Origin of the sequence: Caulobacter sp. AP07, assembly GCF_000281955.1 — a bacterium.
Lineage (GTDB): Bacteria > Pseudomonadota > Alphaproteobacteria > Caulobacterales > Caulobacteraceae > Caulobacter.
In genome coordinates this window covers 1-1288 of sequence record NZ_AKKF01000276.1, presented here as the reverse complement: position 1 = coordinate 1288, position 1288 = coordinate 1, and the positions used below count along the sequence as shown (strand labels likewise).

The 1288-nt window shown below is 68.6% G+C and carries 1 protein-coding gene; it reads right to left on the bottom strand.

The genetic code is table 11. The features are described 5' to 3' along the window. Positions 1–186 precede the first annotated feature (186 nt). A partial coding sequence (locus PMI01_RS23545; protein WP_007675325.1) for a S9 family peptidase occupies positions 187–1288 on the bottom strand: 1102 nt, incomplete at its 5' end.

Below are 1288 nucleotides of genomic sequence, written 5' to 3'. Positions count from 1 at the left end.
CCCCCGCCGCCGCATCGGTCGCTGGCCATGCGCCCTTTCCCTGCGACGAGGTGAGATGAGCATACGGCGGGTTTTGGAGGGGAGGACGGGCGGGGCGTGAACTGAGGGATTTCAGCGGGTTGGGCCAAATCCGCGCGCGAACCTGGACGAACCCCTCTCCCTTTGGGAGAGGGGTCAGGAAGGCGCCTACCGCCCCTTCAGCTGCCGGTCGAAGAACTCCAGGTGGGTCTTCAGCACGTGCAGGCCCTTGGTCTTGCTGCCGGGGGCGCTGTGGCGTTCGCCGGGATAGAGCATCATCTCGAACGGGATGGCGTTCTTCTGCAGGGCCGCGATCAGGCGGGTGCTGTTTTCGAAGATCACGTTGTCGTCGGCCATGCCGTGCAGCAGCAGCAGGCTGCCCGGCTTCAGGGCGCCCAGGCGGCTGACGACGTCGGACCGGGCGTAGCCGTCCTTGTTGTCCTGCGGCGTGCCCATGAACTGCTCGGTGTAGTGGGTGTCGTAGAGGCCCCAGGCCGTCGGCGGGGCGCCGGCCGCGCCGGCCTTGAACGGGGTGTTCTCGGCGGTCATCAGCATCAGGGTCATGAACCCGCCGTAGGACCAGCCCATGACGCCCAGCTTGCCTGGGTCGACATAGGGCAGGGTCTTCAGATAGTTGGCGCCGACCAGCTGGTCGTCGACCTCCACCGTGCCCATCCGACGGTCCAGGGCCCGCTTGAACCTGGCCGAGCGGTTGCCGCTGCCGCGGTTGTCGAGCTTGAAGATCACGTAGCCGGCCTCGAGATAGGGCCGCTCGCCGACCTTCTGCCAGCCGCGGTTCACCGTCTGGGCGTGCGGACCGCCATAGACCGAGACGATGGCCGGGTACTTTTTCGCGGGGTCGAAGCCGGTCGGCTTGAGAATCTCGTAGTGCAGCACCTCGCCGTCGGCGGCCTTCAGGGTTCCGTATTCCGGAACCGGCAGGGTCGCGGCGTAGGGCCAGTAGGGGTGGCCTTCCGCGAGCCGGTTCTCCTCGATCCAGCGCACGCGCTTGCCGTCGGGGGCGTAGAGCGCGGTCTGGGGCGGGGTCCTGGGATCGCTGTAGCCGCCGGCGAAGGCGCCGCCGGTCTCCGCCACCTTGGCCGTCCACCAGCCGCCGGCCGGGGTCAGGGCCTTGGGCTTGCCGGGTTTGGCGTAGGAGACTTCATAGACGCGCCGCTCGATCGGGGTCTCGATCGAGGCGGTGAAGATCGCCACCTGGCGCTTCTCGTCGACGCCTTCCAGGGCGGCGACCGGCCAGTCGCCCCCGGGG